The sequence below is a fragment of the Gottfriedia acidiceleris genome (genome assembly GCF_002128425.1).
In the GTDB taxonomy this organism is placed as follows: domain Bacteria; phylum Bacillota; class Bacilli; order Bacillales; family Bacillaceae_G; genus Gottfriedia; species Gottfriedia acidiceleris.
Genome location: NZ_NESS01000003.1, coordinates 331281 through 355421, shown reverse-complemented (window position 1 = coordinate 355421; position 24141 = coordinate 331281). Strand labels below are relative to the sequence as shown.

Below are 24141 nucleotides of genomic sequence, written 5' to 3'. Positions count from 1 at the left end.
AATTTTTCCTGTAAGTTGTATCGAATCAATCCATTTTAAAAGTTTACAATTTGGATACATCTCATGACTAATTTTGAAACATTGATTCAATATTATTGAGATGTAAAATGAGAGGAGGAATTTAAATTGAAGAAAAAGTTATTAAAAGCTTTTGTATCAACTATGGCCTTATCTAGCGCATTATTATTTTCAAATGGTGTAGCAACGGTGCCAACACATGCTAGTGCAGCGGTTTTAAATGCTCCGATTAGTGTATATGAGGTAACTGCAAGTGTATTAAACGTACGAAGTGCTCCAAATACAAGCTCAAAAGTAGTAGATACATTAAGAAAGAAAGATCAAATTGAGATTGTAAAATTCTATAATGCTAGCTGGGCACAAATTAAAACAACAACTACTAAAAATGGTATAGCTTATGTAAGTACTAAATACTTACAAAAAGTACCAACTACTGTTACAACAAAAGCTAATTTAAATTTACGTAGCGGTCCTAGTACTAAAAACAAAATCCTTACGGTAATTCCTAAAGGTGCAAAAGTTAGTTTCCTTGGCTATCAGACTGAAGGGAAAACTCAAATTGATTATAATTGGGCAATCGTTTCTTACAATGGTAAAAAAGGATTTGCTAGTACTAGTTATTTAAATATGAAGTAAAAAAAGAGGAAGTGAGCTTTTAGCTCACTTTCGTATAGTAGAAAAAAAGAATCAGAACTTTAATTTTTAAACAGATAAAGTGTAAATAAAGTCAGATCTGCAGCAAAGCAGGTAAATAGCAAGAATCAAAAAAAGATTACCTTAACCCTGAATTAGTTGTTTCATTACCATATTCCCCCAAAAAAAAGTGAGCTAAAAAAGTTCACTTTTTTTAATTAGGAAGTACCTTATAAGCTAACTTATTAATAATCTCTTTATGTTCAGGGTATTTATTATGTAATTGGTCTTGTGTAAATAATTCGAAATCTTTAAAATCAAATCCGGGTGAAACCATACATCCAACTAATGAAAAAGTATTTTCTTCCATAACTGATGAACCGAAAATTGAATTTTTCGGTACTAAATATTGAGGAACTTCTCCATTTTCTAAATTAAGGCCTAATTTTATTTCTTCATATTGACCTTTCTCATGGATAACATGAATCGTTAATGAACTACCTGCATGGAAATACCATAATTCATCAGACTTTAATCTGTGAAAATGTGAAATATCATGTGATTGTAGCAAAAAATAAATACTAGTATAAAGCAATCTATGATCATCATAATTTACGGTTAATTCACGATCAGAAATTTGCTCCTTTGATTGATAGGTAGATTTGTAATATCCCCCCTCTGGATGTGCTTCTAGTCCAAGTTTAGAAATCCAATATTCTGGATTATTGTTAAACATTTTATCAATCCTTTTAAACATTTTATCAATCCTTTCTATTAATAAATTGCCCATTACTACTCATCCCATGTTACCTTAATTTTTGTTAATTTTTATGAAAAATATATTGGGAAATATCTTTTTTAATTGAATAGAATATTCTAAAATATTTAATAAGATGTTTAAAAAAAGTACAGAATTTTCCCGATATACAATTTAATTGAAATAGATTAAATTAAACTTATTAAATGAAAAAATATGGAGCGGAAGTTCGATGTTTAAAAAAGGAATATTATATTTAGTGGCGATTTTTACGATTTCGCTCATTGTTAACCAAACTATTTTATCTAAAGATGAAAAACCAGAAGTTAAATTTGAGCTAGCAGATAAAACAATTCCTTATAAAATAGCAAATTATTCTTGGGGAAAATTATTAGATAAAGATAAATCAACAAATTGCACATATAAAAATATAAAAAAAGAAGTAGCTATTCAAGCTTTCGAAGGGGAGCTTTTAAAGATTTATTTTTCGGAACAACCCGAAAACGTTGAAATATTAGAGCACACTGGGACTAAAAAATCATATATTTATGACCAAAATATAGATAATTACGGAAATTACTCTTTTCAACTTGGATCGAAAAAAGGGGAAAGAATATATGAAGTAAAAGGTATTTGGAAGGGTAATAATTATTTTACTTATTTGATAAAAGTAAAGGTTGTATAAAAATAATGTTTTTTATTTCCACTAATTTTAGTAACGATTAATTTCGAAAAAAAGTGTAAATGAGGTATAATGTTAAATGGTGAAAGTTTGGCTATTCTTTAGTAATATGGAACTTTTTAGTTATTGAAGAGAAGGTCAAATACATAGTAAATTAATCGTAGATTCAAAGTTGAAAGAGAGTGGAACAAGATGGGTCGTAAATGGAATAATATTAAAGAGAAGAAAGCTTCAAAAGATGCAAATACTAGTCGTATTTATGCAAAGTTTGGACGTGAAATATATGTAGCAGCGAAGCAAGGCGAGCCAGATCCAGAATCAAACCAAGCTTTAAAAGTTGTACTTGAGCGTGCGAAAACGTATAGTGTACCAAAGCATATTGTTGATCGTGCGATTGAAAAAGCAAAAGGTGGTTCTGAAGAAAGCTTTGATGAACTTCGTTACGAAGGTTTCGGACCAAATGGATCAATGGTAATTGTTGACGCACTTACTAATAATGTAAATCGAACAGCTGCAGAGGTTCGTGCTGCATTTAGCAAAAATGGCGGTAATCTTGGGGTAACGGGTTCAGTATCATATATGTTCGATGCAACGGCGGTAATTGGACTTGAAGGTAAAACATCTGATGAAGTGCTAGAAATTTTAATGGAAGCAGAAGTTGATGTTCGCGATATTTTAGAAGAAGATGAAGCTGTAATTGTTTACGCTGATCAAGATCAGTTCTATGCAATGCAAGAAGCATTTAAAAACGCAGGTATTACAGAATTTACTGTAGCTGAACTAACAATGTTAGCACAAAGTGATGTAACACTTCCAGAAGACGGACTAGCTAAATTTGAAAAAATGCTAGATGTTCTTGAAGACTTAGAAGATGTTCAACGAGTTTACCACAATGTAGACTTAGGTGAATAATTAATTTAAAAAGCAAAAAAACATAATAAATTAAGATAAGCGCGTTCGTATAGGTGAATTAATTTTCATCTGTATGGAGGCGTTTTTTATTTTCTATAAGAAGGACTTGATCATGATTGCTCATAGAATTTTTATGATCCATAAGTGGAAGACAGGAAAATATGAATATTACAGAGAATAGTATTGTTAATCAAGATTTGCTTAGAAATTATCGAATATTATATTCAATTTGAGGAGATCTATACATATGGAGAAATTATTAAAAAACGGGTACAAAGCATTTAAGTACGCGGCTCTAAGAATTGGTGTATTTTTGTTAGTTTTAGCAACTCCAGTAGGTATTTTAATGAGCTTTAACGCTAGTGCTGATGAGCGACAAAATCAAGAGATAAACTATTATGAACAATCCGTTGGCGAAAAAGGATTGAAGTTAGAAGAGCAACGAAGAAATGCAGTTATCCAAATTAAAAATAGCTCAACAGGCAATGAGTCCCTAGCTACCTGTGATGCTGAATCAAACTCGGAATGTGAGTAAAATGATTGTACATTCCTAGATTTGAGGTAATACATATTCTTGATTTTATTTATGGAGGAGTAAATTATGGAAGAGACGATTAAACAAAATAGCTTTACACATAAGGAGCTTGCTGCTTCGTGTTTTAATAAAGTGTGGGATTTACTTGAATTAGAAAACAGATCACAAAGTGAAACAGAAGAGATGGTTCATTTATGTCATAGCTCTTTTTGGCATTGGACAAAAGTAGAGAATCATACACCAAGAAACATATCGATTGGATATTGGCAATTATCACGAGTGTATGCTGTTATAGGGCATGGAGAAACAGCTTTAGATTATGCAAAAAAATGTGTCAAGATTAGTATAGAAGCCGAAGTAGAGCCGTTCTACATAGCATATGCATATGAGGCTTTATCAAGAGCGTATGCAAAACTAAATCAGTCTCCGGAAAGCTTAGCTGCTAAAACTAAAGCGTATGAATATGTAAAAGATGTAAAGTTTGAAGAAAGTAGAGATTTGTTGCTGAAAGATTTAGAAACAATTTAATTACTATTTGTTATAGTAATTAGACTAATTGATTTGAGAAGAAATTACAGACGACTTAAAAAGGAGGTCTCAAAGTCAGAGTACTTTTGAGACCCCTTTTTTGTATTAATTTTTTGCTAAGCGAACATAATGTGGAGATTAAGAATAAGAAGGACGAAAAGATTAAATACATAAAAAAACCACAAGGAAAATGATTACTTAGTGGACTTTCTACATTTATCACGGTCTTTATTGAGAACGTTAATTTTTAGATAACTTTTAAATCATAAATACTTGAAATGACCCATTTATTTTTTCGTTTAACAAGATCTAATTTTACATTACATAAATTCCTACCGTTTTTATAATTACCTTCAGGTTTTATCCCGTCAACAAATGTTATTTCATATTTTATATGTACCGTAGCTTTATGATCTTTCTTTTTTAAATGGATAACAGATAAATTATCACCGATGAATTTTGCATCAATTACGTTAGACATTATCTTAGTAAAGTAGTAAGAGTGATTGCTGATTTTTAAAGAATCTACTACAACAGAGTTATAAATCTCAATATCTTTCCACTTTAATGCTGTAATGTAGTTTCTTACAGAGTTTTGAACATTTTGTTCAATTATTAGTTCTGTAGACGCTTCATCGTCCAATCTCTTCTGTTTTTCTTTTTCAATAGATAGATTTAATGTTAATATAATAATGACAATTATTCCAAAAATTACCAAATATAAAGTAAGTAGTTTTTTAGCCATATGGGACCTCTAAAAGTATAAATTAATTTGGAAGATAACTAGCTTGATTTGGTTAAATCACTTGGTGACTTGAAAACTTAAAACTATATTTAAATTATTTATAGAAAAAAATGGCTGTAATCAAAAAAATCGCAAGATGTAATGATTACATCTTGCTTTAAAACTGGTTATTAAATGGGGGTGCATTTAAAAAATACTAATGAAGTTATTGATCGTTAGTATCGTTTAATTGCTTGTATTAAAATCATACCATTCTGTTTGACTTTTTTGTATTGGGAAAATTTTTTGAATATAATTTGTCTGAAAAATATCGAAAAAGTATATTAATGTGTCGTAAAATCTAATAAAATTTAATTATTAAGAGAAAATTAAAAATATTAATATAGGAAATTATTAGTTACTAGTCATATAAATATATCTATTTTAAATAATGGTGAACAGGAGATTTTATTATGGATTATGGCATGATGATCTTTCATCATCGAAAGAAATTAGGATGGACCCAGGAGAAATTATGTGAAGGAATATGTTCTGTTTCGCATTTAAGTAAAATTGAAAACGGTACAAAAGAGGCTGGTATAGAAACGATTGAATTGCTCTTAAAAAAGATGCGAGTTGAAATAGATGAAAATGATATTATAGATGAAGTGACTGGTCAACTTAAACGATTATGGAATTCGATAGAACGAGCTGACTATGATTCTAGTAAAATGCTGTTTGAAGAATTGATTGGTAAAGAGGAAAGTGTAAATTATACTAATATATCAAATGATTTTTGTATTACAATTTGGAGATATTATATTTTTATCGAAGATCTTAAAATGTCAAAGAAAAAATGGAAACAACTTGAGGCAAAAATGAAGAAATTTTCCCAATATGAAACGATAAAATATTTGTTTACACTATCAATATATTTCATAAAAGTAAAAAGATATAATGACTCACTTCTCGTAATGGATGAAGTTCAAGAAATTACACCAAACCTTGAAATAGATTTTCAGGAATATTGCTTCTATAGAGCTTTAGTATATAGCTTTATAAATCAGACTTCCTTATCAATGTATTTTTGTAATAAGGCAATTCCTATTTTTCTACAAAATAATAATATTAAACGGATTCTCGATGCCAAAATGTTACTTTCACTTCAATTAATAAAGAGCAAATTTTTAGACCGAGCTGAGCAATTTCTAATTGAAATTCTAGATTCCTCTGTCATATTAAGTGATAAAACAATTCATATGAGTGCTTTACATAATTTAGGCTATTTATACTATCATTCTAATCAACATAAAAAAGCAATAAAGTATTATCAAGAATATTTATCTAATATACAAGAGGATACTGAAGAGTATTTTTTAGTCATTTCAAATATAGCGAATAATATGTTGATTATAAATGACTATGAGACTGCTACTGAGTTGTTATGTAAGAATCTAAGTAAAATAAAAGATAAAAATAGTCCATCCTATATTCGAATGAAGGTTTTATTACTAGAAGCAAAAAAGGATGAAGCAAATTTAGTGACATATTTACGTGAAGTTGGATTGCCATTATGGGTTCAAACCAATGACCATGAAAAATTAATTAAATATTATGATATTGTTGCAGATTACTATGAAAAGCACGAATCGTTAGAAAAACAAAACAAGTTATATAAAGAATACAATAGCACTCTATTAAAAATAATCGAAAGCAGGAAATAACATGCTGAAAAGACTATCCAACATTATAACAATAGTGTGTTTGTTGACTGTACTATCTATTAATTATAGTCCAAATTTAGTTTCTGATGGTTCGGAGACTTCAATTGTTTCAAATGACTCAGGAACACAACTTTTTTCGGACGATGTTGACCCAAGTGTATCTACAGATGAAGGATTTCAACCATTTGATCGATCAAATCGTTCATATGTTGATGAACCAATTCATCCTAAGGTAGAGAAATTATTATTTATAAGAACTCGGTAATTTTAAAATTAAGTATCATACATTTAGTGTGGTACTTTTTTAATTAGGAGGTAAGTAATCTATGTCTTTTGAACAATGTTATAAAATAAATAATCTAATGAAGGATTTTAATAAAGGCTGGTATATAGCTGGCGGATGGGCGATTGACCTTTTCTTACAAAAACAAACGAGAAATCATCATGATATTGAAATCGCCATTGCGCGTAAGGATCAACTTTGTCTTAAAGAATATTTACTGAATTGGACGTTTAATAAAGTCGTTAAAGGGGAATTATCAATTTGGGAGAATGAATATTTAGAACTACCTATTCATGAAATACATGGCAAAAATGATAAGACAAATGATGAATTAGAAGTTTTATTAAATGAAATTGAGTTAAGTGATTGGAAGTTTAGAAGAGATGAATCAATTAATTGTAAATATAAATCACTTTATAGTGTTTCAAATGAAGGTATTCCGTACTTGAATCCAGAAATAGTGCTTTTATATAAGGTTAGAAATACAAGAGAAAAGGACAACCAGGACTTTAAAAACGTGAAAGATTATTTAACCTTTGACCAAAAAACATGGTTACATAAAGCAATCTCGATACATCATCCTAATCATAAATGGCTTGAAGATTTAATATAAAAAGTTGTAGGAGTGAGCATTGATGGAAGTATTGATTAGACCAGTAGAAATAAATGATGCTAAAGCACTTCATCGTATATGCACCCAAGAAAATGTTTTTCCTTATATGATATTTTTACCTAGTATGCGAATAGATATGATGGAAAATAGAATTAGAAACTTACAAGCAAACGAATTTGAATATGTCGCAGAATGTAATGGAGATGTGGTAGGGTTAGTTGGTTTAGTGCAAAGAACGGGTCGTAGATCTCATGTAGGAGATTTATTTATCGCTACTGATGGAAATCACCATAATAAAGGAATTGGAAAAGCGTTGCTTACGAAAGTATTAGATTTGGCAGATCATTGGCTAATGTTAGAAAGAGTAGAGCTAGGAGTATTAGAGACAAATCCTAAGGCACAAGCGTTATATGAAAAGTTTGGGTTTAGAGTTGAGGGAGTTAAAAGAGGGAATATAAAAGCAAATGGCCGATTTGTTGATGAAATTATGATGTGTCGATTTAGGCCAGGTGGTCCGATTCAATAATAATAGATAGTAATTGCCGAAATTAGATTTCGTTTGGCCAGATTGAACAGACCTTAAAATAAAATATGGTGTACACTAATTCATATTCGTTAGATTAAAATTGGACCGGGCAGTGAATACCCGGTTTTTCTTAATTTTTAGTAGTTTAGTATATACTATTAACCTCATTTGCAGCCCGTATTCCAGATTCAATAGCACCCTGTATCCAAGCATGAGAACGAGAAGTATGCTCCCCTGCAAAGTGCAGCCTACCTTCAGGGCTGGAAATAGATGAATTTAGTTCTTCTTCTTGCCCAGGTTCAAAAAATGTAAAGGCCCCAACAGAAAACGGATTTTGACTCCAGCTAAAGGACGTTCCGGTTACATATTCAGAATAGACTTGGTTCCCCCAAATCTTAGACAAATCCCGTAAAGCATATTGAATACGCTCTTCCTCAGTTAAACTACTCAAGGTTAGCGCCTCATCTGCCCACGTATAGCTTGCATTCACAACAGCGGGACCAGGTTTACCAATTCCAACACTAGGGTAGATTGAAAGTCTAGTTGGCAAATCGGTAGTAGACATTCCACCGAATTGACCGTATCTCTCCCAAAATCTACTTTTAAACTCAATTCCAATTTTAGTTGCGGATAGGTAGTTAATTTCTCGAATGGCTTTACGTTTGGAATAGGAAATTGAATGGAATGGTTCAATTTCCACAAATCTTAAGAGTGAAAATGGTATAGCTATGATGGCAATTTCTGCGTTCATTGTGTAATAGTCAGAGGTTTTATTGTCAGTTGTTTGGATTGTTAAAGTATTACCATTTTGAATAATTTTCGTCAGTTTTTGATTTAATATTAGATTATCCTTTAATTGAGGAAGGAATGCCTTTGGTAATAGATCCATTCCACCTGTTATTTCATAAAATTTTGTTGCTGATTTAAAAGCGATCTGTTCTCTTAATACTTCTAAAAAAGACATCCCCATAAATGCTTCGAAATCAAGGAGCACACCAATCATATCGACTGCACCAACTGAAAAGTACGAATTTAAAAAAGAACCAAATGAAATATTACCATAATTTTTTTCGACTATTTCCCAATTAGTTAATGGATTTTGATTAATAAAATTGATAAATGGCCGTAATGTTTGATCCAATAACACATCAGACGTTTTTCCTTTTTCGTTTGGTGCTACTGGATAGTTTAATAAGTCGGGATTGCTTTTATAATTAATTTGATTAGTTTTTATTCCATTGGCAAATATGATATCGTTTTGCGTTTCATTAATAAACTCATTTACTGGCAAATTGAATTTCCTAATATATTCTAAAGTCAAATGATGGACATTTGGGATTCGTAATGGACCAGCATTTAAATATAGACCATCACTAAACGGAGCACGCAAAGTATAAGCACGACCCCCAATTCGATCATTTGCTTCGATAATTGTAACATGATGCCCTGCATCTTTTAATAATGAAGCTGCAGTCAATCCAGCCATTCCTGCGCCTACAATAACTACTTTTTTGGAGAATTCAGTTTTTCTAAGGCCGTTATGAATAATTGTAACCATTTGATCAGTTGTTAGTGGAGAACTTATCATAGATTCTCCTCCTTTATAATTCATTCATTACATTTTATTCGCATTCATGAAAACGTATGTAATTGATTTGAATTTGAAGGAATAGTCAGTTTAAGGAGTTTTTTTAAAACAATTAAAGGAGAATTCTGTCAAATAATCTAATAGTTATTAATGGGTAACTCGTCTATTTCCTTTCATACTTTGGTCTTAGACGGATTGATACTACAGGATGTTATCTAGATTTTTTAATTTCCATAAAATGAGATTATTAGAAGTTCTTAATTGGAGGTTAAAAAATGAAAAAATTATTTATTTCAGCATTATTAATTATTAGCTCAGTATTCGTTCTTACTGGTTGCGGAGTTTTTAACAATGGAAAGGTAAAAGAAGAAACGGTTTCTATTCATCAAGATAAAGCTAAAAAATTGGATGTTAGTTTAGATTTAGGTGCCGGAGTAATGAACGTTTCAAAAGGTACAAAAAAATGGGTAGAAGGATCAATCGAATATAACAATAAATATTTTAATCCAGATGTATCATATAAACTTAAAGATTCCACAGGAGAAGTTAGAATAGATCAATCTAAAAAGCATTTTCCAAACGTGAAAATTGGTAAATTAAAGAATGAGTGGAATTTGAAGCTTTCGAATAAAGTTCCGATTAATTTAGATGTTAATACAGGCGCGTCAAAAACAAATCTTGATTTACGTGGATTGAATTTAAATGAAGTAGAGATCGAGGCTGGAGTCGGAGAGCTTAATGTTAATTTAGGTGGAAGCTGGAATAAAAGCTTTGAAGCAAATATTGATACAGGGGTCGGGAAAACGACTATCGTATTACCTTCAGATGTAGGAGTAAAGGTAAATTTAGATAAGGGGATTGGCAAAGCAAATGTAATCGATTTAATTTCGAAAGGTAACGGTGTTTATGTTAATGAGGCATACGAAAACGCCGATGTAAAATTAACAATAAATATGGATATAGGTGTAGGAGAGGTAAACTTTAAATTAGATTAATATAAATCAATTTGAACAAGTAATAGAAACAAGTAATAGAAAAATAGTTTAATAAGACTTTATCGTCTAAGGAGGAATTCAATGCTAAAAAATGCAGTTGAATCTGTTATTGATTGTATGGCATCAGGTAATGATTTGTCAGGTATACAAAGAATTCAAACTGAACATCGTTTTAAATTAGTTGAGTTTTGGAATATAGAAAAAGGAAGTAAAGTATTAGAAATTGGCTGTGGGCAAGGAGATACGACTGCCGTTTTAGCATATATTGTCGGGGAAAATGGATTAGTTCATGGAATCGATATTGGCCCACCAACATACGGAAGTCCAATTTCATTAGGAGATTCAGCAGACTTCTTATTGCAATCAAAATTAGGTAAACAATTAAAAATGGAGTTTGAATTTGACATATTATCACCAACTGTTGAATTTCATGAAAATGAGTTTGATTTTATTGTTATGTCTCATTGTTCTTGGTACTTAAAATCACATGAAGAATTTATTGCTGTTTTAAAAAAGATTAAAAAATGGGGCAAAAAATTATGCTTTGCGGAATGGGATACAAGAATTAGCTCAATTGAACAGTACCCACATTTATTATCTATTTTAATTCAGGCTCAGTATGAGTCATTTAAACAAAATAGTGAATCAAACATTCGCACACTTCTTACTCCAAATGATATTAAAAATATTTGTGAAGCTTCAGGATGGAACATAATGAATGAAACATCTATATTCTCTCCAAAATTACAGGACGGTAAATGGGAAGTTAATAAGACTTTGATAGATATCAATTTGGAACTCAATAACATTGATAATATGCCAAGTAAATTAAATGGACTGATACAATCAGAAGTAAAAATCCTAGAAGAGTCAATTACCTCTAATGAAATCAAACCTTTATCGATATTTGCATTTGTAGCGGAATAAAATTTGATAACCAAAATCAAAAAGCATCTATTTTACTAGATGCTTTTTTTACTATTGCGGATGATAATTTCTTTGATAAATATATGGATAACTTGGGTAGTAATATGGATACAAGTATATTGTTACAACTGAAGCAAGTGGGACAGTGACTTTTTTATATATTCGGTATCTAGGACTAAAAGTCTCTCCCCCATTTTGTCTTACTTCAAAAAAACGCGATTCAGGTGCGGCAAGGTCTTCTGGGACAAGTAAGTCCGCGCTACTCGAGTTGTTATCTAATAAAATCCCTTCTAATAAAGCTCTTTCAGAAGTTTGAAACACTACATGGCAGTACTTATATTTTTTACATGTATCTTGCATATTGCGAATATGGTAATGATCCATGGAATCCCTCCCATTTGTACTCATTACTTAATGTATGATTTCAGATAAAGTACTAGAATATTGTCCAAACTATTTAATAGAACAAAGAATAAAAAAAGAACAAGATGTTTCAAAGATGTAAATTTTTTGCATTTATATAAAAAACGTTTAGTAATTCAGTAAAGAGCCATCTATAATTTTTCCTAAGGAAAATATTAATATTTAAAAATAAAGTTTCAGTTAAATAAAAATAAAACATGTGAATTTAGGTGAGGTAATTGCAAGGGAAAGTATTAATTGTAGATGATGAAAAAAGTATTGTAGACCCATTAACTTACGCATTTCGTAGAGAAGGGTTTATCGTAGAAAGCGCATTTAACGGAAGAGAGGCATTAGATAAGATTCCAGATTTTAATCCAGATATTCTAATCTCGGATATTATGATGCCTGTAATGAACGGTTTGGACTTATGTAAGCAAATAGGAAATAAAGAAGGACTTGGCATTATATTACTTACAGCTAAGGATGATATTATTGATCGAGTTTTAGGATTAGAGTTTGGAGCTGACGACTATATAACAAAACCGTTTGATATTAGGGAATTACTTGCTAGAACAAGATCTTTGCTCCGAAGATTAAAAAAACAATCAACACCTGATGATAAAAAAATCTATTTAATTAATAAGCTACAAGTAATCCCTGCTCAAAGGAAAGTTACAGTTGATGGATCAAATATAGAATTAACCCCTAAAGAATTCGATCTCCTTGTTTTATTAATTTCAAATATGGACCGAATTTTTAGCAGAGATGAATTATTAGATTTAGTGTGGGGGATGGAGTATATCGGTGGAACGAGAACTGTCGATATTCATATACAACGTTTACGTAAAAAGTTAGGTAATTCTTATCAACATTTAATTCAAACTGTTTTTGGAGTCGGATATAAGATATCTAGTGAAAATAAATGAAACTGAGTATTAAAGTTAAGTCGAGCTTATTTTTAGCCGTGTTATTAATCGGAACTGTCATTGTATTAAGTATATTAGTCTTGCAGGGGATTAAACAAAATCAGCAAAAACAAACTGAAGAAACACTTGCTAGGCAAAGTAAATTAGCAAATGTATATGTAAAGCAAGTTTATTTAAGTCAAACATCCGAAAATCCTCAAGATTTTTTTAAACTATATGGTCGGGAAATCGCTAGACAGATTGGAATCATTACTAGTCTTCACGTCACAATTTTTAATATGTCTGGAAAAGTTGTAGGAGATTCTCTTCCTTTAGAATCTACAAGAGATGTAGGAGATACCTTAAGTTATGCGTTAAAAGGTAAAATTGCATATCAGGAGAGCCGTGAAACATTATCTTATTTTGCACCAATTTATAATGCTAATAAACAAATTGGGGTTGTTCAGTTCGATTATTCATTAATTAATAATCAGAAGTTTTATGATAATACAATTAATCTGTTTATTAAAATTGGTTTAGTGACTACAATTCTTAGTTTTATTATTGGCTATTTCTTTTTTAATTCACTTGTTATGAGTATTTTAAAACTTAGAAAAGTAACGGAAGAAATTAAATTAGGAAACTATCCAGAACGCTCTATTTTAAGTCGAAAAGATGAGTTAGGTTATTTAAGCCAAGCAATCTACTACATGAGTAATGAAATTCAAAATAACATAAAAGGCATTCAACAAGAGAAAGAAAATCTTCAATTAGCTGTTGAAAAGCTTAAAATTTTAGAAAAACAACAAAAGCAATTTATTGGATCGATTACTCATGAATTTAAAACCCCTCTGACAGTAATTAGGGCTTATATTGATTTATTAGATATGTACTCAGATGATCCAAAATTATTAGAAGAGGCAATTAGTAATATTGGGAAAGAATCACTTCGACTTTACGATATGGTTGAAAAAATATTAAAGCTAGCAGAACTTGAGAAATATGATTTTGAAATTGTAAAAGAAAAAGTAGATGTATATTCTCTTTTAGAAGATATATGTTTAAGAATGAAAGGGAAAATGACCAAGTTTGACTTATCAATCCAAACAAGTTTTGAACATGCAACTATTCTTATTGATAAAGAAAGTTTTACATTAATCATTATGAATTTATTAGATAATGCCATTAAATATAATAAACCAAATGGTGAGATAAGCGTTTCTAATAAGATTGAAAATAATAGTTTAATTATCAATATATCAGATACGGGAATAGGTATTTCTTCGGAATTAGTGGATAAAATATTTGAACCATTTTTTACTGTAAATAAGGATCGTTCTCGTCAATCTGGGGGATCGGGTTTAGGGCTAGCATTAACAAAAGATTTAATTGAAAAGCAAAATGGTACGATTCACGTTGAATCAGTTGAAGGTAGCGGATCAAATTTTATCATTACATTTCCTTTAGTGAAGTAAAAGTTTACAAATTGGAAACATGATATGTTAAAAATTGAAACATCCTAAACGTATCATAAAATTTGTACGAAAATAGGAGAGTGATGTGATGTTTAGGAAGAGTGTGATTAAAGTATTTTTTCTAGTTAGTACATTTCTATTAATATCTGGATGTCAAAGTCAAAATGAAGATATAGTAATTGAAAAAAAACATAAAAAAATAACCGTATTAACTGGAAATGAAGAGGTTGTAACTAACGAATTAGCCCTTGAGAAAATAGATCGCTATGAAGGTATTCGTGGGACAGATTGGTTGAATGATCATACGATTTTAACCGAACAAAAAAATACGAGTTTACCAAAATCTGTTATGACAGATAATGGTGACTACACTTATCACATTAATTTATTCTCATATGATCTAAATACGAACAAATCGAAAGTACTAGCAAGTGAGGAGCATGATCAAGTAGGGGCCGTTATTTCACCTGATAAAAAGCATATTTTCTATAAGCAAACAGAGGATGGAAATACTGGTACAGGTTATCTAATAAATTCTGAAGGTACTGGGAAGGTTAAAGTGTCAGAGCCGGATACTATTTATGCATTCGCAACAGAAGGACGATGGATCGACAATCATACAATCATCTATTCAACATTATTTCACAAGATGTATTCAGCCGATCTAAATGGACAAGTAAAAAACATTGATGCTAACTCTGATAAAGTTAATTTAATAAGAAAAAAATATAACGAGCAAAAAGTGGAATGGGTTATTCCATCTCCAGATCAAAAGCAATTTGTTATTGTTAGAAAAATTGCGCCAACCAAAAGAGAGTTGTTAATTACAGATGAAAAGGGAAGAAAAACTGTCTCTCTAGCTACTGGAACTCAAATTTTCGGTGCAGGTTGGTCGCCAAATTCCAAAACATTAGCTTTTTCCGTAATTTCGGAAGATAAGGGAGAAAGAGGATTATTCGTGATCGATGTCAAATCTAGAAAGATAACACAATTATCGACTGATTTAGACGAGATTGCTGGGCCAATTACTTGGAGTCCATCCGGTAAAAAAATATTGGTGTCTAAAGTGATGATAAAAGAAAATCTAAATGAATTTGTGACATATGTATTAACGTTGAAAAATTAAAACGAAAGAGTTTCTTCTATAGAAAGTGAGAGAATAGCTCACTTTCTCTTTTTTCACTTTAGGAGATTATAAATTAGCACCGAGAAGTCGTAATAAGGCGTTGTAGCTATTTTTAGGAATAAAGTATAAGTGCAACTACGCTTCTGTCTTCGTCTAAGAGGTCCGTCAGCCGAAGAGTTTTCTTTATCAATATTTTGAGCGATTTTATGTAAAATCTTTGTCTAAATGTAGTAAGGGGAGGCTCAGGTATCCGTACTAAAAGAAATAGAATTTTTTTATTTAACCAATAATCGAAAATATATTTCTAGCAAAGATATTAAAAGGAGAAATAAAAACATATGAGGAGTCGGAAGGATAAAAATACTGAAAAAAGAAATAGTAAAAAAGTATTTATATGGATTATGATTTTAGCTCTATTTGGTTGTATATCGGGATTTAGTTATTTTGTTTATAAGAAAGTTTATGAAGAAAGCAATTTAGTAAAAAACGAGACTAAAAATAAAATAATAGAAAAACCAAAACCGATTAAAGAGCCAGCCACAGAGTCGCCAGTTCAAAAGCCAGAAAATAACAATACTGCAAAACCAGAAAACATCGAAACGACTATTAAAATTAGTGCAGCTGGCGATTTTACACTTGGATCAGATGAGGATTTCCAATATATTAATTCTTTTCCAGCAGAAGCAAATAAAAATGGATTAGCTTATTTTACAAAAGGGTTAAATAATATCTTTCAACAAGATGATTTATCAACTGTTAATTTAGAAACGACGTTAACGAATGCAAAAATAAGAGCAACTAAAACATTCCGCTTTAAAGGGAATCCTTCTTATGCAAAAATATTAACTTTAAGTGGAATAGAAGCGGTCAATTTAGCAAACAACCATAGTCATGATTACTTGCAAAAAGGCTTTGTAGATACAATTAACAATTTGAAAAAGGAGAAAATAGGTTATTTTGGCTATAACGACAAATACGTAACAACAATTAAAGGTGTTAAAGTTGCTGCACTTGGTTATGAAGGATGGAATGATTCTCCTGACTTAAGGATTAAAATCAATAATGATATACAAAATTTAAGAAAAAATGGTGTAAAAATTATTTTAATCCATTTCCATTGGGGAATCGAGCGAGACTATGTACCGAATAGTACTCAAAAGAATTTAGCGCATTATGCAATCGACCATGGAGCGGATTTAATAGTTGGTCATCACCCTCATGTTGTACAAGGAATCGAAGAATATAAAGGGAAATTTATTGTATATAGTTTAGGGAATTTTATGTTTGGAGGAAATAAAAATCCAAAAGATAAAGATACATTTGTCTTCCAACAAACTTTTCATCTGACTAATGGAGTACTCACAAATCAAAAAGAAATAAGAATTGTTCCATTTTCAATTTCTTCAGTATCTAGCCGAAATAATTATCAGCCATTATTTTTAAAAGGACCAGAAGCTGTAAGAATTAAGAAGAAAATAATTAATGTTTCAAATAAGATACATGGATCTAGTTGGACTCAATATGAAAAATAAATAGAAAAGAGAGCAACCTTAGACGGCTGCTCTTTTTTTATAAATGGTGAATTTTCAGACCGAAATTTATAGGTACAAGTCCTTATTTGAAATGATAATGCTATTTTTTGGAAGGAATTTCTTCTTTTATAACGAATCAAAAGAATAACCTAATAGTAAGTTGATTGCCAAATAAAATTTAGGAGGAATAAGAATGAATCTACAGTTTATTGCATTCCTTAGTATTATTTTCGTATCCTTGATTTTATCTGTTTGGTTAGAAGTTAAAATGCAAAATAAAACAAACAATGTATTAGCTACAATGTCAATTGCATTTAATATTAACCTATTCATCTTAGGCATTGCGAGTATTTGGTGGATCCTTAATGCTAGTGATAACGCAAGTGTGATTACAGGTGTTCAGTTATTATTAACAGCATTTTTAGGAATATTTTTAATTAATATCGGAGTATTCTTTTTTGTTAGGAATAGAGTAGCTTCGTAAATTTATTAGCTTGTTCAGCCTATTTAATTTAGATAGACCGAAATGTAAATTTAGCATTACTCTATTAAAATGGGTAATGCTTTTTATTTTTCAGTTTTAAAAATTAGATAAATGAGGAGAATTTATGAAATTATACATTAGAAAAATGACAGAGTCATATGCTACTGAAATTCTTAAATGGAGTTATGCGCCCCCTTACGATTTTTATAATAATGAATTAAACAAAGAAGGAATAGATGAATTATTAAATAATCAGCATTTAGCAGTTATTAACCAAGATGAGAACTTAATTGGCTTTTATTGTATTGGTCATTCAGCTCAAGTACCAAAAGGGAATGAGTTTGGTGTTTATGAAAAAAGGATGGCCGATATTGGATTAGGAGTTAGACCAGATTTAACCGGGAAAGGTATTGGGAGTGAATTTTTTAAGTTCATTCTTGAAGAAATACATAAGACGACTAATCTTTCCACATTTAGATTAACAGTTGCTAAGTTTAATAAAAGAGCGATTCGTCTGTATGAAAATTTTGGATTTATAGTGGAAAACGAGTTTTATACTGAGCGGGTATCAATTTATTTAGATTGTTGGGCTGGAAATGATAAACTAAAGCAATTTTATCAAAATTATGGCTTAAAGCAATTAGGTGATTTCCCTGAAAATGATTATTACATAAGTATTTTTAAGCACGAAAAGTAAAGATAAGCTTTAATCATAATTTAATAACTTAAGGAAAAAATAAGTACGCATAATTAGATTGACATAAAACCAAAAGGTTGTATATAATTTTAAATAGAACCAAAAGGTTTTATATTAACTTGAAAGAAGGGTAAAAATGGGCGTACAAAACCAAGTTGAAGATATTAAACAAACTCTAATATACAATGCACCAATTCAAAAGGTCTGGGATGTCGTATCAACATCGGAAGGTATTTCTGCATGGTTCATGCCAAATGACTTTAAACCAGTCGTAGGTCACGAGTTTCATTTGCAAGGTCCATTTGGTCCATCACCTTGTAAAGTTTTAGAAATTGACGAACCAAATCGAGTATCGTTTACATGGGATGTTGATGGATGGGTAGTTTCTTTTAATTTAAAAGATTTAGGAGATCAAACTGAATTTACGTTAATTCATAGTGGTTGGAAAACAGCTGACGAAATTCTTCCAAAACCAAACCAAAAAAGTGGTATTGTCCGCGACAATATGAATGGTGGTTGGGCTGGTATTGTTCAAAAACTTAAAAAGGTTGTTGAAAACTAGTGTCAAGCTCTGCACAAAAATATGACGTATTTCAAGCGATTGCCGATCCTACTAGAAGAGAAGTACTTAAATTATTAGCTAATAATGAATTGCCAATTTCAGAGATTTCAAGTAATTTTCCGATGAGTCGAACAGCAATTGCAAAACATCTCCATATACTTTCTGAAGCTGAATTAATTAGCGGAAGAAAAGTTGGCAGAGAAAGAAGATACAGACTACAACCAGAAGCATTTTTAGAGATTAAACAATGGTTATCATATTACGAGCAATTTTGGGCAAATAAATTGTCCATCTTACAGCATCTCGTTGAAAATAATGAAGACCAAAGTATAAAACTAGTTAAATCAAATAAAGCCAATAATGAAGAGTAATTCAAAACGAATCTTAAGAAGGTTCGTTTTTTTTTGCATAGACATTTTTAATTATATCTATATAATAAACTAATGTGGCAAAAAATTATTATGAATAAATAGGATCATACTTGAGGGGTTAAGCAATGCATAAAGGTATATATATTTTAGCTATTGCAACATTTGTCGCAGGAACCGTTGAGTTTATTATTACCGGTTTACTGTCAATGATTGCAGGTGATTTACATGTTACAGTTGGTGCGGTTGGTCAACTAGTTTCAATTTTTTCAGTAGTATTTGCATTTGGAGCTCCTATTTTTATTGCGATCACTTCAAAAATGGAACGTAAAAAATTACTATTAATTGCATTAACAGTATTTTTCTTTGGAAATATTCTTTCTATTATTAGTCCGAATTTCACTGTATTATTAATCGCTCGAATTATACTTGCGGCAAGTTGCTCAATTGTAATTGTTGTTTCAATAACGACTGCAGCAAACATCGTTTCTACTGAAATTAGAGGTAGAGCAATTGGAGTTATTTTTATGGGTATCAGTTCGTCTCTAGTTTTTGGTGTCCCGTTAGGTACGGTAATTGGAGAAAATTTCGGCTGGAGAATGACATTTGTTTTAGTCGGTTTATTAAGCTTATTAGCTATGTTAGGGATTTATAAATTCTTACCGAAAGTTAAAGGTCAGCCTACAATTCCTTTGCTTAAACAAGTAGCAACACTTAAAAATAAAAGTATTTTATCAATTCAACTAATTTCTTTTTTACAATTAACAGGACATTTTACAATTTATACTTACTTTACACCATACTTAATGAAAACGATGGGAATATCTACAAATATGATCAGTATTGCTTTATTAGTATTTGGTATGGCAGGAATTTTAGGTGGATGGTTAGGTGGTTGGTCTACTGATAAATTTGGTGGAAGCAAAACAATCGTGTTTAATTTAGGGTTATTAGCTATTTCTATTTTAACTTTAACATTCGCTCCTAGTTCAATCATTAGCCTATTTATTATAGTTGTTCTTTGGGGTACTGTGTCTTGGTCAATTAGTCCAGCAGTTCAAGATAGTCTAGCAAAAGTGGCAAAAGATTCGGCTGATATTCAAGTCGGATTAAACAACTCCTTTTCTCATACGGGCATTGCTTTAGGTTCTAGTATAGGTGGGATTCTAATTACTCAGTATTCAGTAACAATGAACGCATTAGTAGGAGGAATTATTGTTATTTTTGCTTTATTTTCTGCAATTTACTCTTTTGTTCAAACAAATAAAGTGAAAGCAAGTACAAATTAATATACAAAAAAGAAAACGATGCGATTGGAGTTGCATCGTTTTTTATAATTTATTTTTCAGAAATGGACATACTAATAATAAAGTTTTACGGCATAAAACTTATATTAATTAGAAGGTGATTTTTATGGAAAATAAACTAACACATTATGATGGCAGCGGAATTAATGAAGAAACATTTGAACAAAATTTTCAACAAGAGGATTTTCAAGTAACAGAAGAAATGAGAATTAACATAAGCGGAAATCCTTATATTTTTGAGTAAGATGTGAAAGCGATACATTTTAGTATCGCTTTTTTATTTGTATTTTTTGAAATTGTCTATGTTATTTAACGCTTTAATCAAATATGATGAATAGAAAAAGGAGGGATAAAAATGAGTTCTTTTGCAAAAACGCCAAAGCCTCCATATTATGCAGTAATATTTTGTTCTACAAGAACAGATGGGGATAATGGTTATAGTAAGATGTCTGAAAAAATGGTTGAATTAGCTTCGAGTCAACAAGGATTCTTAGGAGTGGAAAGCGCTCGTGATCAGGAAATGGGGATAACGGTTTCTTATTGGGAATCATTGGATGCTATTAAGACATGGAAAGAGCACGCAGCGCACAAAGTTGCTCAAGAACGTGGAAAAAAAGAATGGTATGATTCATTTGCATTAAGAGTGTGTAAAGTTGAAAGAGATAATTTTTTTGAAATGTAGTCAAAGAACATACAAAGATTATGATTGAATTTGATTCTAGATTTAATACTTTAGGTGGTTTAGATGTAAAAAATATAAAATAATTGGAATAAATTTGAATGAAAATGATAGTTATTATCAATACTATAAATAAGAAAGGGCAACCTTCTAAGTAGGTTACCCTTAAGATCGTTACATTCCTGCTTCAAATGTTTTACAATCTGTTTCAGCATTGTTTTTAGCTTGTTTCCCTTTATGGCTCACAACATAAATGGAATCAGCACTACATTTGTTTCCAGAAGCCCAATATTTACAGTTATCAACTTCGCAAAGTACATCTTTTGCCATTATAAGACACCTCCCTTAATTTTATCATTAACATTAATAAAGGGATTGATACATACATAATCTCTTTTTTAAATGTTAATTAATTCAAGAGAGAAACTGTTAAAAACCTTATCGAAATCTGGTAAGGTTTTTTAGAATTGTGCACTCCAAAATTGGTTAAACACATTGGAATTTGAATATAATAACTTTTAAAACCGTATTTAGATTGGTGCTCATCCTTTTAAACAAATTTAATTTCATAAAGTTTAAAATAAATTAAAAGAAAAGCTCAACATGTTTTCACCTATAATTTATGCCTAACTTTCCAAGTGGAAAATGGAAAAAGGTAAAATTGTATACCAAAACTAAGTATTTATGGTATAATTTCTTGTAAATCATACTAATTAGTATACTTTGGTATACCAAAGTTAAGAGGAGGATGGTGATACGATGTTGAAGTATGTGTTTGGATTAGTAATCTTTTTATATTTATTATCCTCTTTGTTTCATTGGGATTTACAATTTTTTATTTCTTCTTTATGTGTCTTTATTGTTCTTTATACGATGTTTACTGTTAAATCGCTCGTTCGAACAATAGGAAGTATTTTTTTACTAATAGGATTCATTCTTCTTTGGAGAAGCAATGCCAGTATAAAAGAGTATATCCTTTCATTCGGTCCAATGCTGGATTTGCTTACTTTGTTTGCTTTAATACCAATATTAGGTTTTCCGGTTAAACTAGGTGGCTATGCAAAAGGCATTCAAAAGATTATACAGAAGAAAGTAAAAACATCCGGTCAGTTGTACATAATGACATCGGGAATATCTTACTTTTTAAGTATGTTTATGAATTTGGCAACCTTACCGATGACATACTATTCTATTCAACCATCCTTAAGTCTTTTTTCTATAAAAAAAGAAGATCGATTTATGAGTCGAGCCATTACCCATGGATTTGCGATGCCACTTCTATGGGCTCCTATTACACCAATCGTAGGTATTGTAATTGGCGTAACTGGGGTAAGATGGGTATCTATTTTGCCCTATGTATTACCGTTGAGTATATTAGGGATTGTATTAGACTGGGCATTGGCGTCAAGGAATTCACGTAAAAATGTTACGAAAGGACATAGAAATGATTTAGTAGAAGATGAAACTGCTGCTTCACTAGAAGAAGTGGGTACACAAGGGAGAGTTTTTCATATTTTCATAGCTATACTTCTATTCAATCTCATCATTTCATTTGCAGAACATCTTTTTTCGTATTCTTTTGTTATTATTGTATCAATTTTAGTGATCCCATTTGCACTTTGTTGGTCTATACTCATTAAACAACAAAAAGCATTTTTACATAATTTAAAAGAATATTTTCATTCCTATTCCTTTAAAATGAAAGACCAATTTTTTATCTTTTTGTCAGCTGGCTTTTTTATTTCCGTAGTAAAAGGTACGAATATAAACGAAACTGTAAATATAGCAGTCACTCATTTTAAAGATATTGTAGGACCAGAGATATTTTTAATTTTATTACCATTAATTCCATTAATATTTGCGTTTACAGGACTTCATCCCGCAGTAACTTTGACGTTAATGGCAGAAGCGCTTGATCCTCAAAGCTTAGGTATTTCACCGTATATTTTAACCGTGTCATTACTTGCCGGAGCCATTTCTGCATTTCTAGTAGGGCCATACAATGCGACAATCGGATTAATGTCGAGTATCGTTAAAGAGAACTCCTTTAAAGTATCGAATTGGAATATTCCATATACAATTAGTTATTTACTCATTGTTATGCTTTATTTGTTTGGTTTAGAGTGGCTTTTTTATTTATAAAATTAAGAAATAGCACTGGATCAGTGCTATTTCTATGTAATCTATACAGTTAGTACGTCCGACTTTACTAATTTTGAATGCTGGGAGTCTTCGCTGTTTCCTTGAGCTTTTACTATTTCATATAATTCTTCTTGTGCTGCTTCAATCGTTTCAAATGTCTCAAAGAACTTTACGCGAATATCATTCACATATTCTTTTCCTTCATACTTTTCGTAAAGTTTAATTTTAATATTGTCATCTAACACTTCGGCAATTGTGTATTTAGCTTTCAGTTCGTTAAAAAAATAAAAGTGGTATGTTTCGATTGCCTTTAATCCCTCGTTATCTACAATAGTTTGAAACGTGTCTTTATTCGTCAATACAATATACTTACCCATCTTTGCACACTCCTCATCTAAATATGTAGTTTTGAGCATAAGGTATTTTGTATACCAAATTTCTATTCATAGTGTAATACAGAAAAAAATATTAATCAATATAATTTTCTGAATTTTTAATAAAAACAATGAACGTTTGTAAGAAAAAGTTTGTATGAATAGACAAAGTATTTTATGTTAAAGATTTCCAAATGAATAATAGTGTTTACTTTCTAAAAAATTCGAATTATAATCAGAGTAAATTTTTTTAATTTTAAGAAAATTACATTGGAGGTATACATATGCCAAAAGTACGCTTGCATGTAGAAGGAGAAATTATTGAGCAGGAAGTCCGTGATAACGCAAATTTAGTAGTGTTGGCAGGCATCCGTCAATTCCCAAAACTGAAATATGGGTGCGGGATGGGAAAATGTACAAAATGTGCATGTAGAGTGCTAGAAGGGGCAGAAAAGCTTGATCCGCCAAACTGGAAAGAGCAGAAAATGCTAGGTGAAAAGGTTGAAGAAGGCATTCGATTATGCTGTCAGTTAACGATCAAAGAAGATATTGTCATATCACAAGAAAATATAAACGTTCCAATAACTAAAGTTGCAAAGCCAGTAAATGCACAGTAATTTTTTTGTAACATCTAGGTATA

Annotated in this window: 30 protein-coding genes; 24 read left to right on the top strand and 6 right to left on the bottom strand. The window is 30.7% G+C overall.

What is annotated here, in order from left to right; translation table 11 throughout:
- Positions 1-126 precede the first annotated feature (126 nt).
- Positions 127-654, top strand: a complete 528-nt coding sequence (locus B6K90_RS08215; protein WP_235821750.1) for an SH3 domain-containing protein — start codon at positions 127-129, stop codon at positions 652-654.
- Between the two features lie 211 nt (positions 655-865).
- On the opposite strand, the gene B6K90_RS08210 is transcribed toward B6K90_RS08215, so the two are convergent.
- Positions 866-1387: a cupin domain-containing protein gene (locus tag B6K90_RS08210; protein ID WP_088012332.1), complete on the bottom strand. Its 522-nt coding sequence runs from the start codon at positions 1385-1387 to the stop codon at positions 866-868.
- Between the two features lie 253 nt (positions 1388-1640).
- On the opposite strand from B6K90_RS08210, the gene B6K90_RS08205 reads away from it, so the two are divergent.
- The 4 genes from B6K90_RS08205 (at position 1641) to B6K90_RS08190 (ending at position 4065) form a co-directional block, all read left to right on the top strand.
- Positions 1641-2093 carry a hypothetical protein gene (locus B6K90_RS08205; RefSeq protein WP_088012246.1) on the top strand — a complete coding sequence of 151 codons (453 nt, stop codon included), beginning with the start codon at positions 1641-1643 and terminating at the stop codon, positions 2091-2093.
- Positions 2094-2282: 189 nt separating this feature from the next.
- Entirely contained in the window at positions 2283-3002 is a 720-nt protein-coding gene (locus tag B6K90_RS08200) for a YebC/PmpR family DNA-binding transcriptional regulator (RefSeq protein WP_088012245.1), read from the top strand.
- A 247-nt stretch (positions 3003-3249) separates the two neighbouring features.
- Positions 3250-3537 (top strand): hypothetical protein, encoded by a 288-nt coding sequence (locus B6K90_RS08195; RefSeq protein ID WP_088012244.1) that lies wholly within the window; start codon positions 3250-3252, stop codon positions 3535-3537.
- 66 nt (positions 3538-3603) lie between these two features.
- Positions 3604-4065, top strand: a complete 462-nt coding sequence (locus tag B6K90_RS08190; protein WP_088012243.1) for a hypothetical protein — start codon at positions 3604-3606, stop codon at positions 4063-4065.
- Between the two features lie 247 nt (positions 4066-4312).
- On the opposite strand, the gene B6K90_RS08185 is transcribed toward B6K90_RS08190, so the two are convergent.
- Complete coding sequence (locus tag B6K90_RS08185) at positions 4313-4810, bottom strand: hypothetical protein (protein WP_088012242.1); 498 nt, start codon at positions 4808-4810, stop codon at positions 4313-4315.
- A gap of 452 nt (positions 4811-5262) precedes the next feature.
- Between B6K90_RS08185 and B6K90_RS08180 the strand changes: the two genes are divergently transcribed.
- The 4 genes from B6K90_RS08180 (at position 5263) to B6K90_RS08165 (ending at position 7935) form a co-directional block, all read left to right on the top strand.
- Entirely contained in the window at positions 5263-6513 is a 1251-nt protein-coding gene (locus tag B6K90_RS08180) for a helix-turn-helix domain-containing protein (RefSeq protein ID WP_088012241.1), read from the top strand.
- A gap of 1 nt (position 6514) precedes the next feature.
- Positions 6515-6778 (top strand): hypothetical protein, encoded by a 264-nt coding sequence (locus tag B6K90_RS08175; RefSeq protein ID WP_088037623.1) that lies wholly within the window; start codon positions 6515-6517, stop codon positions 6776-6778.
- Positions 6779-6839: 61 nt separating this feature from the next.
- Positions 6840-7409: a nucleotidyltransferase domain-containing protein gene (locus B6K90_RS08170; RefSeq protein WP_088012239.1), complete on the top strand. Its 570-nt coding sequence runs from the start codon at positions 6840-6842 to the stop codon at positions 7407-7409.
- Between the two features lie 22 nt (positions 7410-7431).
- Entirely contained in the window at positions 7432-7935 is a 504-nt protein-coding gene (locus tag B6K90_RS08165) for a GNAT family N-acetyltransferase (protein WP_088012238.1), read from the top strand.
- 145 nt (positions 7936-8080) lie between these two features.
- Here B6K90_RS08165 and B6K90_RS08160 read toward each other — a convergent pair whose 3' ends face one another.
- On the bottom strand, positions 8081-9523 hold the full coding sequence (locus B6K90_RS08160) for a flavin monoamine oxidase family protein (protein WP_088012237.1): 1443 nt from the start codon (positions 9521-9523) through the stop codon (positions 8081-8083).
- Between the two features lie 275 nt (positions 9524-9798).
- Here B6K90_RS08160 and B6K90_RS08155 point away from each other — a divergent pair, with 275 nt between their 5' ends.
- Both B6K90_RS08155 and B6K90_RS08150 read left to right on the top strand, forming a co-directional pair.
- Positions 9799-10518, top strand: a complete 720-nt coding sequence (locus B6K90_RS08155; RefSeq protein ID WP_088012236.1) for a toast rack family protein — start codon at positions 9799-9801, stop codon at positions 10516-10518.
- Positions 10519-10599: 81 nt separating this feature from the next.
- Positions 10600-11445, top strand: a complete 846-nt coding sequence (locus B6K90_RS08150; protein WP_088012235.1) for a class I SAM-dependent methyltransferase — start codon at positions 10600-10602, stop codon at positions 11443-11445.
- Between the two features lie 51 nt (positions 11446-11496).
- On the opposite strand, the gene B6K90_RS08145 is transcribed toward B6K90_RS08150, so the two are convergent.
- Positions 11497-11829 (bottom strand): hypothetical protein, encoded by a 333-nt coding sequence (locus B6K90_RS08145; RefSeq protein WP_088012234.1) that lies wholly within the window; start codon positions 11827-11829, stop codon positions 11497-11499.
- Between the two features lie 257 nt (positions 11830-12086).
- Here B6K90_RS08145 and B6K90_RS08140 point away from each other — a divergent pair, with 257 nt between their 5' ends.
- From B6K90_RS08140 to B6K90_RS08095, 11 genes are all read left to right on the top strand, one after another.
- Positions 12087-12776, top strand: coding sequence for a response regulator transcription factor (locus B6K90_RS08140; protein WP_088012233.1), 690 nt, complete (start codon positions 12087-12089; stop codon positions 12774-12776).
- Entirely contained in the window at positions 12773-14230 is a 1458-nt protein-coding gene (locus tag B6K90_RS08135; protein WP_088012232.1) for a sensor histidine kinase, read from the top strand. The genes B6K90_RS08140 and B6K90_RS08135 overlap by 4 nt, the downstream gene beginning before the upstream one ends.
- Before the next feature lie 88 nt (positions 14231-14318).
- On the top strand, positions 14319-15356 hold the full coding sequence (locus tag B6K90_RS08130) for a hypothetical protein (RefSeq protein ID WP_088012231.1): 1038 nt from the start codon (positions 14319-14321) through the stop codon (positions 15354-15356).
- Between the two features lie 338 nt (positions 15357-15694).
- Positions 15695-16888, top strand: coding sequence for a CapA family protein (locus B6K90_RS08125; RefSeq protein ID WP_088012230.1), 1194 nt, complete (start codon positions 15695-15697; stop codon positions 16886-16888).
- Between the two features lie 193 nt (positions 16889-17081).
- Complete coding sequence (locus tag B6K90_RS08120; RefSeq protein WP_088012229.1) at positions 17082-17372, top strand: hypothetical protein; 291 nt, start codon at positions 17082-17084, stop codon at positions 17370-17372.
- A 124-nt stretch (positions 17373-17496) separates the two neighbouring features.
- Positions 17497-18069: a GNAT family N-acetyltransferase gene (locus B6K90_RS08115; RefSeq protein WP_088012228.1), complete on the top strand. Its 573-nt coding sequence runs from the start codon at positions 17497-17499 to the stop codon at positions 18067-18069.
- Positions 18070-18205: 136 nt separating this feature from the next.
- Positions 18206-18631 carry an SRPBCC family protein gene (locus B6K90_RS08110; RefSeq protein ID WP_088012227.1) on the top strand — a complete coding sequence of 142 codons (426 nt, stop codon included), beginning with the start codon at positions 18206-18208 and terminating at the stop codon, positions 18629-18631.
- Positions 18631-19002, top strand: coding sequence for an ArsR/SmtB family transcription factor (locus B6K90_RS08105; RefSeq protein ID WP_088012226.1), 372 nt, complete (start codon positions 18631-18633; stop codon positions 19000-19002). Before B6K90_RS08110 ends, B6K90_RS08105 begins: the two co-directional genes overlap by 1 nt.
- A 125-nt stretch (positions 19003-19127) precedes the next feature.
- Positions 19128-20288: an MFS transporter gene (locus tag B6K90_RS08100; protein ID WP_088012225.1), complete on the top strand. Its 1161-nt coding sequence runs from the start codon at positions 19128-19130 to the stop codon at positions 20286-20288.
- 124 nt (positions 20289-20412) lie between these two features.
- On the top strand, positions 20413-20550 hold the full coding sequence (locus B6K90_RS23675) for a hypothetical protein (protein WP_167555311.1): 138 nt from the start codon (positions 20413-20415) through the stop codon (positions 20548-20550).
- Between the two features lie 111 nt (positions 20551-20661).
- Positions 20662-20988, top strand: a complete 327-nt coding sequence (locus tag B6K90_RS08095; protein WP_088012224.1) for an antibiotic biosynthesis monooxygenase family protein — start codon at positions 20662-20664, stop codon at positions 20986-20988.
- A 171-nt stretch (positions 20989-21159) separates the two neighbouring features.
- On the opposite strand, the gene B6K90_RS08090 is transcribed toward B6K90_RS08095, so the two are convergent.
- A complete protein-coding gene (locus tag B6K90_RS08090; RefSeq protein WP_088012223.1) occupies positions 21160-21315 on the bottom strand; it encodes a DUF1540 domain-containing protein in 156 nt (51 codons plus the stop codon).
- Positions 21316-21744: 429 nt separating this feature from the next.
- On the opposite strand from B6K90_RS08090, the gene B6K90_RS08085 reads away from it, so the two are divergent.
- Positions 21745-23127, top strand: coding sequence for a hypothetical protein (locus B6K90_RS08085; RefSeq protein ID WP_088012222.1), 1383 nt, complete (start codon positions 21745-21747; stop codon positions 23125-23127).
- A 41-nt stretch (positions 23128-23168) separates the two neighbouring features.
- Here the strand turns inward: B6K90_RS08085 and B6K90_RS08080 are convergent, their stop codons facing one another.
- On the bottom strand, positions 23169-23504 hold the full coding sequence (locus B6K90_RS08080; RefSeq protein WP_088012221.1) for a hypothetical protein: 336 nt from the start codon (positions 23502-23504) through the stop codon (positions 23169-23171).
- A 281-nt stretch (positions 23505-23785) separates the two neighbouring features.
- Here B6K90_RS08080 and B6K90_RS08075 point away from each other — a divergent pair, with 281 nt between their 5' ends.
- Positions 23786-24118, top strand: coding sequence for a 2Fe-2S iron-sulfur cluster-binding protein (locus B6K90_RS08075; protein WP_088012220.1), 333 nt, complete (start codon positions 23786-23788; stop codon positions 24116-24118).
- Positions 24119-24141 lie beyond the last annotated feature (23 nt).

What these genes read in the sequence shown, in the direction of transcription:
- B6K90_RS08205 (WP_088012246.1), top strand. Translation starts at nt 1,641, where the DNA reads ATGTTTAAAAAAGGAATATTATATTTAGTGGCGATTTTTACGATTTCG.
- B6K90_RS08185 (WP_088012242.1), bottom strand. Translation starts at nt 4,810, where the DNA reads ATGGCTAAAAAACTACTTACTTTATATTTGGTAATTTTTGGAATAATT.
- B6K90_RS08085 (WP_088012222.1), top strand. Translation starts at nt 21,745, where the DNA reads ATGTTGAAGTATGTGTTTGGATTAGTAATCTTTTTATATTTATTATCC.
- B6K90_RS08130 (WP_088012231.1), top strand. Translation starts at nt 14,319, where the DNA reads ATGTTTAGGAAGAGTGTGATTAAAGTATTTTTTCTAGTTAGTACATTT.
- B6K90_RS23675 (WP_167555311.1), top strand. Translation starts at nt 20,413, where the DNA reads ATGGAAAATAAACTAACACATTATGATGGCAGCGGAATTAATGAAGAA.
- B6K90_RS08200 (WP_088012245.1), top strand. Translation starts at nt 2,283, where the DNA reads ATGGGTCGTAAATGGAATAATATTAAAGAGAAGAAAGCTTCAAAAGAT.
- B6K90_RS08095 (WP_088012224.1), top strand. Translation starts at nt 20,662, where the DNA reads ATGAGTTCTTTTGCAAAAACGCCAAAGCCTCCATATTATGCAGTAATA.
- B6K90_RS08190 (WP_088012243.1), top strand. Translation starts at nt 3,604, where the DNA reads ATGGAAGAGACGATTAAACAAAATAGCTTTACACATAAGGAGCTTGCT.
- B6K90_RS08145 (WP_088012234.1), bottom strand. Translation starts at nt 11,829, where the DNA reads ATGGATCATTACCATATTCGCAATATGCAAGATACATGTAAAAAATAT.
- B6K90_RS08165 (WP_088012238.1), top strand. Translation starts at nt 7,432, where the DNA reads ATGGAAGTATTGATTAGACCAGTAGAAATAAATGATGCTAAAGCACTT.
- B6K90_RS08160 (WP_088012237.1), bottom strand. Translation starts at nt 9,523, where the DNA reads ATGATAAGTTCTCCACTAACAACTGATCAAATGGTTACAATTATTCAT.
- B6K90_RS08175 (WP_088037623.1), top strand. Translation starts at nt 6,515, where the DNA reads ATGCTGAAAAGACTATCCAACATTATAACAATAGTGTGTTTGTTGACT.
- B6K90_RS08195 (WP_088012244.1), top strand. Translation starts at nt 3,250, where the DNA reads ATGGAGAAATTATTAAAAAACGGGTACAAAGCATTTAAGTACGCGGCT.
- B6K90_RS08120 (WP_088012229.1), top strand. Translation starts at nt 17,082, where the DNA reads ATGAATCTACAGTTTATTGCATTCCTTAGTATTATTTTCGTATCCTTG.
- B6K90_RS08115 (WP_088012228.1), top strand. Translation starts at nt 17,497, where the DNA reads ATGAAATTATACATTAGAAAAATGACAGAGTCATATGCTACTGAAATT.
- B6K90_RS08180 (WP_088012241.1), top strand. Translation starts at nt 5,263, where the DNA reads ATGGATTATGGCATGATGATCTTTCATCATCGAAAGAAATTAGGATGG.
- B6K90_RS08150 (WP_088012235.1), top strand. Translation starts at nt 10,600, where the DNA reads ATGCTAAAAAATGCAGTTGAATCTGTTATTGATTGTATGGCATCAGGT.
- B6K90_RS08125 (WP_088012230.1), top strand. Translation starts at nt 15,695, where the DNA reads ATGAGGAGTCGGAAGGATAAAAATACTGAAAAAAGAAATAGTAAAAAA.
- B6K90_RS08090 (WP_088012223.1), bottom strand. Translation starts at nt 21,315, where the DNA reads ATGGCAAAAGATGTACTTTGCGAAGTTGATAACTGTAAATATTGGGCT.
- B6K90_RS08155 (WP_088012236.1), top strand. Translation starts at nt 9,799, where the DNA reads ATGAAAAAATTATTTATTTCAGCATTATTAATTATTAGCTCAGTATTC.
- B6K90_RS08210 (WP_088012332.1), bottom strand. Translation starts at nt 1,387, where the DNA reads ATGTTTAACAATAATCCAGAATATTGGATTTCTAAACTTGGACTAGAA.
- B6K90_RS08080 (WP_088012221.1), bottom strand. Translation starts at nt 23,504, where the DNA reads ATGGGTAAGTATATTGTATTGACGAATAAAGACACGTTTCAAACTATT.
- B6K90_RS08110 (WP_088012227.1), top strand. Translation starts at nt 18,206, where the DNA reads ATGGGCGTACAAAACCAAGTTGAAGATATTAAACAAACTCTAATATAC.
- B6K90_RS08075 (WP_088012220.1), top strand. Translation starts at nt 23,786, where the DNA reads ATGCCAAAAGTACGCTTGCATGTAGAAGGAGAAATTATTGAGCAGGAA.
- B6K90_RS08100 (WP_088012225.1), top strand. Translation starts at nt 19,128, where the DNA reads ATGCATAAAGGTATATATATTTTAGCTATTGCAACATTTGTCGCAGGA.
- B6K90_RS08170 (WP_088012239.1), top strand. Translation starts at nt 6,840, where the DNA reads ATGTCTTTTGAACAATGTTATAAAATAAATAATCTAATGAAGGATTTT.
- B6K90_RS08135 (WP_088012232.1), top strand. Translation starts at nt 12,773, where the DNA reads ATGAAACTGAGTATTAAAGTTAAGTCGAGCTTATTTTTAGCCGTGTTA.